The organism is Flavobacterium sp., assembly GCF_035456225.1.
Lineage (GTDB): Bacteria > Bacteroidota > Bacteroidia > Flavobacteriales > Flavobacteriaceae > Flavobacterium.
In genome coordinates this window covers 1-7,571 of sequence record NZ_DATIDM010000201.1, presented here as the reverse complement: position 1 = coordinate 7,571, position 7,571 = coordinate 1, and the positions used below count along the sequence as shown (strand labels likewise).

6 protein-coding genes are annotated in these 7,571 nt (G+C 38.1%); all 6 read left to right on the top strand.

All coding sequences use genetic code 11. The features are described 5' to 3' along the window. The coding region (locus VLB74_RS12060; protein ID WP_325203708.1) for a T9SS type B sorting domain-containing protein at window positions 1-1,242 on the top strand (1,242 nt) is incomplete at its 5' end. A gap of 135 nt (window positions 1,243-1,377) precedes the next feature. Beyond that, window positions 1,378-3,609 (top strand): RelA/SpoT family protein, encoded by a 2,232-nt coding sequence (locus tag VLB74_RS12055; RefSeq protein WP_325203707.1) that lies wholly within the window; start codon window positions 1,378-1,380, stop codon window positions 3,607-3,609. After that, window positions 3,590-4,282 carry a hypothetical protein gene (locus VLB74_RS12050; RefSeq protein ID WP_325203706.1) on the top strand — a complete coding sequence of 231 codons (693 nt, stop codon included), beginning with the start codon at window positions 3,590-3,592 and terminating at the stop codon, window positions 4,280-4,282. The genes VLB74_RS12055 and VLB74_RS12050 overlap by 20 nt, the downstream gene beginning before the upstream one ends. A 60-nt stretch (window positions 4,283-4,342) precedes the next feature. After that, a complete protein-coding gene (locus VLB74_RS12045; protein WP_325203705.1) occupies window positions 4,343-4,783 on the top strand; it encodes a Fur family transcriptional regulator in 441 nt (146 codons plus the stop codon). A gap of 66 nt (window positions 4,784-4,849) precedes the next feature. After that, entirely contained in the window at window positions 4,850-6,121 is a 1,272-nt protein-coding gene (locus tag VLB74_RS12040) for an adenylosuccinate synthase (protein WP_325203704.1), read from the top strand. 335 nt (window positions 6,122-6,456) lie between these two features. Continuing rightward, window positions 6,457-7,571, top strand: a 1,115-nt coding sequence (locus tag VLB74_RS12035) for an OstA-like protein (protein WP_325203709.1), incomplete at its 3' end; no start/stop codon positions are given.

Sequence of the window (7,571 nt, the reverse complement as noted above, 5' to 3'; positions counted from 1 at the left end):
ACGAATGGTGTAACAATCCCTTATACTGTCACTTATATTTCAAATGTTATTCCTTTGCCGATAGTAGACTCATTAAATGATGTTGAAACATGTGGGAATTACATGTTGCAGCCCTTGGTAAACGGAAATTATTTTACAGGACAAAATGGAACAGGAACAGCGCTTTTTGCAGGTGACATGATTACTAGTGCACAAACAGTATACATATATTCCGAAACAGGAACAACACCTAATTGCTTCGCAGAAAGTAGTTTTGTTATTACTACAAATTCTCTGAGTACAAATAATTATTCAGAAACAAAATGTGATGATTTAAATGATGGTAATGAAGTTATTGACTTGTCTAGTTATAATGCAAACTTAGTTTCTGTCCCGTCTGATTGTACTTTTGAATATTATTCTTCACTAGCTGGTGCAACAAACCAGACTTCTACAGAATTGGTATCTTCCATATCAAATTACAACTTAACTATTGGATTACATACAATATATATCAGAATAACTTCAAATAGAGGATGTATTCAAATTGCCCAGCTAGATCTAACATTAGTAAGTACTCCAATAATAACTATCCCTGACATTGTCCCTATTTGCGAGAATGACAATATCATTGTTGATGCAGGTCTTGGCTTTGACAGTTACTTGTGGTCTACAGGGGAAACATCACAAACCATTACTGTTTCTCAAGCTGGAAACTATTCGGTTACGGTTACCGAAGATTATGGAAGTATAGATTGCTCTTCTACAAAGCATTTCAATGTCGTTTTATCAAATATTGCTACAATTACAAACATTGAAACGCAAGATTGGACAAATACTGAAAACATAATAACAGTAAACACAACAGGATTTGGAAATTACGAATATTCAATTGATGGGATTCATTACCAAGACAGTAATGTTTTTTCGGGATTAAACTGTGGTGAGTATACTGTTTATGTTCGAGATAAAAATGGTTGCGGAATTACTACCGAGAATATTTTTTTATTAATGTATCCTAAATTTTTCACACCAAATGGCGACGGATATAACGATACCTGGTCAATTAAGTTTTCATGGCTTGAGCCTGGTTTAAAAGTGACTATTTTTGACAGATATGGTAAATTCTTAAAAGAATTAATAAATTCTGATTCTTGGGACGGAAAATACAATGGACATGAACTACCTTCAACCGATTATTGGTTTGTTGTAACCAGAGCCAATGGAAAAGAATATAGGGAGCATTTCACATTGAAAAGATAAAAAAGAAATGCTGCTTACCGATACAGGTCAAATAAGTATTAAAGCGTTCAAAAAGAACGCTTTTTTTATTTAAAAAGCTAATCTGTTTGCAAACTTCATTTCTTTCCCTTATTTTTAGGTACTTAATGAAGTATCATGACAGAGATTGATTTAGAAGCTGAAAATAAAGCCATTGCAAAAGAATATAAGGAACTGCTCCGCATAAGTTACCAAACGCTTTCCGAAGAAGATAAAAAACTGATTCGAAAAGCTTTTGATGTAGCTGTGGACGCACATAAAGACCAACGCCGAAAATCAGGTGAGGCTTATATTTTCCATCCGATTGCCGTTGCTAAAATTGTTGCCAACGAAATTGGATTGGGCGCTACTGCTATTGCAGCTGCTTTGATGCACGATGTGGTGGAAGACACCGACATTACCGTGGAGGATATCGAACGTATGTTCAACCCTAAAATTGCGCGTATTGTTGATGGTCTTACCAAAATGGCGAAAGTCAAAACCGATCAGGAAATCTCTGTACAGGCGGAAAACTTCCGCAAGATGCTGTTGACTCTGAATGACGATGTCCGCGTAATTCTTATCAAAATCGCAGACCGTTTGCACAATATGCAGACCATGGAAAGCATGGTGGATTACAAACAGGCGAAAATCGCATCTGAAACCTTATACATATACGCTCCTCTCGCCCACCGTTTGGGACTTTACAATATCAAAACCCAGCTGGAAGATTTAGGTTTAAAATATACCGAACCGGTTGTTTACAACGATATTGTAAGCAAAATGAAAGAAAGCAAGGAGGAACAGCAGGCTTATATCAAGTCAATTGCCGATGTCCTAAAAAGCTCTTTAGACGAAGAAGGCATCGAATATACCATGAAAGGCCGTCCGAAATCGGTTTATTCCATCCGACGCAAAATGGTAGCCCAAAATGTTACGTTTGACGAGGTGTATGACAAATTCGCGCTTCGTATCATCTATAAATCAAATCCGCATGACGAAAAATTCCTTGCTTGGAAGATTTATTCGATTGTAACCGATCATTATCGTCCGAGTCCGAGCCGTTTGCGTGATTGGATTTCTTCCCCTAAATCAACGGGATACGAAGCATTGCACATTACCGTTATGGGTCCGAAAGGCCGATGGGTGGAAATTCAGGTGCGAAGTGAGCGAATGGATGAAATCGCAGAAAAAGGATATGCCGCACATTATAAATACAAACAAGGCGCTACGGAAGAAAACAGTCTTGACGTTTGGTTAAACCAACTAAAAGAGGCGCTGGAAAATTCAGAAAGCAATGCTGTTGACTTTGTAGAGGATTTTAAACTGAATCTGTACGCCAAGGAAATTTATGTTTTTACTCCAAAAGGGGAAATAAAATCCCTGCCAAAAGGAGCCACATCGTTGGATTTCGCGTTCAGTATCCACTCTGAAATCGGCGTAAAAACAAGAGGAACAAGAGTCAACGGAAAACTGGTTCCGCTAAATCATGTATTGAACAGCGGGGATCAGGTAGAAATCATCACATCACCCAATCAAAAACCGACGGCAAACTGGTTGGATTATGTAACTACATCCCGTGCGAAAAACAAAATCAGGAATGTACTTAACGAGAGTACCAAAAAAATTGCCGAAGACGGAAAAGAAATCCTTACCCGAAAATTACGTCATCTTAAAGTTACCCTTAATGAACAAACCATCAATGAACTGGTAAACTTTTTCAAACTGCAAACCAGTCTGGATTTGTTTTATCGTGCTGGACTCGGAACAATCGACAACCAACAGTTAAAAGATTATGCCGCGCAGAAAAGCAATACGTTGGTTAATTTCTTCAAGAAAACCATCAAACGCTCGCCTTCCGCACATTCGGAACATATCCATAAAGAAGAAATCAGCAAACACTATGATTTACTGGTTTTTGGTGCAGAACAGGACAAACTGGACTACAAGCTGTCCACTTGCTGCAACCCAATCCCCGGTGATGACGTATTCGGATTTGTAACAATAAACGAAGGTATCAAAGTGCATCGCAAAAACTGTCCGAACGCGATTAGCATGCAGTCAAATTTCGCTTATCGCATCATTCAGGCCAAATGGATTGACTCGTCTCAGGAAGAATTCAAAGCTTCACTGAAAATAACAGGTATGGACACGCTTGGCTTAACCAATGAACTTACCAAAGTAATCTCCAACCAGATGAATGTGAACATCCAGAGTATTTCTTTGAGCGGTGAGGCAGGACTTTTTAACGGACAGGTAACAGTTATCGTACAGAACAATATCATCCTGAAAAAACTGATAGAGAATATCAAAAAAATTGATGGGGTTGACAAAGTAATACGTGTAAACAATGTGCAAAACAGTAATTAAAGCAATTTTCCTATTTCTCCTTTTAGCTTTTTACAATACAGGTTTTAGCCAACCTAATGGGCGTACTAAATATTGGGTTGACAAAAACGGAAAGAAGGTCTCTAAATTTGAAAGAGGCTCCATAACAGAAAAAGAAAATTTAGCATGGGCAATTCACAAATCAAAAGACAGTGGTAATGTCGCTACATTGAAAAACCCAAGATATCAGGCGTACGAAACCAAGTATGATTCCATAAAAAGTTATTTTCAGAAAGCCACGAATCGTGAATTTAAAGAAGGTACTATCTTTTTAATTTCCTATTATTATAAAGATGATTTCTGCTCTGATTTTTCAACAAATCACTATAAAAAAAGTTTGATCAACGACAGAAAGACTTTTCTTTCAGAGATCAAAAACTCCGTTGAAACCAACAATAAAAACATTATTTACTTTGTTTTCTTTGACAACGGTATAAAGCTGGACAATGATTTTACTTCTGAAAAAGAATTCTTCTTCACGGATACCGATAATTTTTTAAGAAGAAACCTGATGACTTCCCCAACCCTTTGTGGCTCTGAACTAATTATAAAACCGGATGGAACCGCTTTGGTCAGAAATGGCGAATACCGTGCCGACTGGATGGCCAACCATCTTAAACCCGAAATCTGGAATTCTTTTTTTGAATCCGAATAAATATCTTTCACCTCACAAAAAATAACCGTATCTTTGCCGGTCTTTTATAGCAAACCTTAAATGGAAAATAATAAGAATCAGGAAATTGTAAAAAACGTATTCACGAAATACCTTGAAGAAAAAGGGCACCGCAAAACGCCGGAACGCTATGCTATCCTTCAGGAAATTTACGAAAATCAGGATCATTTTGACATCGAATCGCTGTACATCAAAATGAAAAACAAAAACTATCGTGTAAGCCGTGCCACGCTTTACAATACGATTGAATTGTTATTGGAATGCGGTTTGGTAAGACGTCATCAGTTTGGTCAGAATCAGGCTCATTATGAGAAATCTTATTTCGACAAACAGCATGATCACATTATCATGAGCGATACAGGTGAAGTAATCGAATTTTGTGACCCGAGAATCCAAACGATAAAACAAACCATCGAGGAAATTTTCGGCGTAAACATCCACAATCACTCGCTTTATTTTTACGCGACAAAAAAACAGGAATAAAAGTGCCGACAGTTTTTTTAGACTGTCTCCGAAAAATAACAAACAACTAAAACAACAAACAATACAATGACAGTAGATTTACTGCTAGGCTTACAATGGGGCGACGAAGGCAAAGGAAAAATCGTTGATGTACTTACTTCAAAATACGATATCATTGCTCGTTTTCAGGGTGGACCTAACGCCGGACACACTTTAGAATTTGACGGAATCAAACACGTTTTAAGAACCATTCCTTCAGGGATTTTTCACAAAACAGCAATTAACATCATCGGGAACGGTGTTGTTATCGATCCGGTGGTTTTCCAGAAAGAATTGGAAGGCCTTGAAAAATTCAACATGGATGTCAAATCAAAATTATTGATTTCCAGAAAAGCGCATTTGATTTTACCGACACACCGTTTATTGGACGCTGCTTCAGAAACAGCTAAAGGTAAAGCAAAAATTGGTTCTACCTTAAAAGGAATCGGACCAACTTATATGGACAAAACCGGAAGAAACGGAATCCGCGTTGGTGATATTGAATTAGCTGATTTCAATGAGCGTTACAGATCATTAGCAGACAAGCATGAAGCGATGATTTCGTTCTACGATGTTGATATGCAGTACAATTTACAGGAAATGGAGGCAGAGTTTTTTGCCGCTATCGAGGTTTTAAAAACATTGCAGTTCATTGACAGCGAAGAATATTTAAACAACGCCATGAAAGCAGGAAAATCAATTCTTGCTGAAGGTGCTCAAGGATCATTATTGGATATCGATTTCGGAACGTATCCGTACGTTACTTCGTCAAACACTACTGCTGCAGGAGCTTGTACCGGTTTAGGAATCGCTCCTAACAAAGTAAAAGACGTATTCGGGATTTTCAAAGCCTACACTACCCGTGTTGGTAGCGGGCCTTTCCCAACCGAATCATTCGACGAAGCAGGACAAACCATGGCTAAAGTAGGAAATGAATTCGGTTCAGTTACCGGACGTGCCCGTCGTTGCGGATGGTTAGACCTTGTAGCTTTAAAATATGCCGTACAAGTAAACGGTGTAACCCAGTTGTATATGATGAAAGGCGACGTTCTTTCAGGTTTCGACACTTTAAGAGTTTGTACAGGATACAAATACAATGGAGAAGTAATCAACCACTTACCTTACAATATCGAGGAAGAAAACGTAACTCCGGTTTATGTGGAGAAAAAAGGCTGGAAAGCCGATTTAACTGGCATGACCAAATACGACGAACTTCCTGCAGAATTGAAAGACTATGTGGAATTCATAGAAAGTGAAGTTGGAGTTCCAATCAAAGTGATTTCTGTTGGACCAGACAGGACACAGACGATCATGAAATAATTTGAAAAACGCTTTCTTCGGAAGGCGTTTTTTTTATAGCTATTTCACAAAGATGCGCAAAGAAACACAGAGACACTCAAAGTTTTTTTTAAGAGACAGTTGGTAACACTTGTACTTCTGCCTTCTGCCTTCTGCCTTCTGCCTTCTGCTTTCTGCCTTGCAGCACAAAAAATTCTTAATAAAAATCGGCTTTCACAGATTTTACTTAAATTTGGGCAAAATTCTGTAAATTGAAAAAACATATTCTATTCATATTAAGTGCCTTTCTTGTTGGACTTACCTCACTTGCACAAGACAAAAAAATTATCAAAATTGTGCATTCTGATTTCATTGACATGGATCAAACCGAAATTCCCGGAGCCATCCTGTTTACAGGAAACGTTCAGGTGGAACATGACGGGGTAATCATCAACTGCAATAAAGCGTATCATTTTAAGGATGAAAACTATGTAAAAGCCTTTGGTAATGTACGTTTGAACCAAGGCGATTCTATTACAATGTCCAGCAAATATGCCGAATACAATGGTAACCAGAAGTTTGCTTTTGCAACTGGCGATGTGGTATTACGTTCTCCGGAATCTACATTAACGACGGACACTATCAACTTTGACAGAAGCATACAACAAGCTTATTACAACACCTACGGAACCATCATCAACAAGGAGAACACCTTAAGAAGCAAATCGGGGCGCTATTTCCTAAACGAGAAAAAATACCAATTCAAAACAGCAGTAACGGTTACCAATCCGGAGTGTGTTATCAAAACAAACCATTTGGATTTTTACGACAATTCGGGACATGCTTATGTTTTTGGCCCGTCCACCATTACCAGCAAAGAAAATGTAATTTATACGGAGAATGGCTTTTATGATACCAAAAACCATACGTCCAACCTTTCTAAGAACTCAACAATCACCTATAAAAACCGAAAAATAAAAGGCGACAAGATTTATTATGACCGAAAAACGGAATTTTCCAAGGCCGTCAATAATGTAAAAATTACCGACAGCATCAACCGCATGATTGTAAAAGGACATTATGCCGAGATGTACAAAAACAAAGACTCGATGTTTATCACCAAAAAAGCTTTGGTTTCCTCGTTTGTCGAAAACGATTCGGTTTACATTCACGCGAAGCGCTTATTGGTTACAGGAAAACCCGGAGAACGTATTGTACGCGGATTTAACAATGCCCGAATATATAAGTCGGACATGAGCGGAAAATGTGATTCGATTCATTCCGACCAGCAGAAAGGACTGACACAATTAATCGGAAGACCTATTTTATGGAGCCAGAAAAGCCAATTGACTGGGGACATCATGCACCTGATTGGAAATAACAAAACCGAAAAGATGGATTCCTTAAAAGTAATAAATAACGCATTTATCATTCAGAAAGACACCATTGGAGGCGGTTATAATCAGGTAAAAGGATTGAATCTCTATGGCAA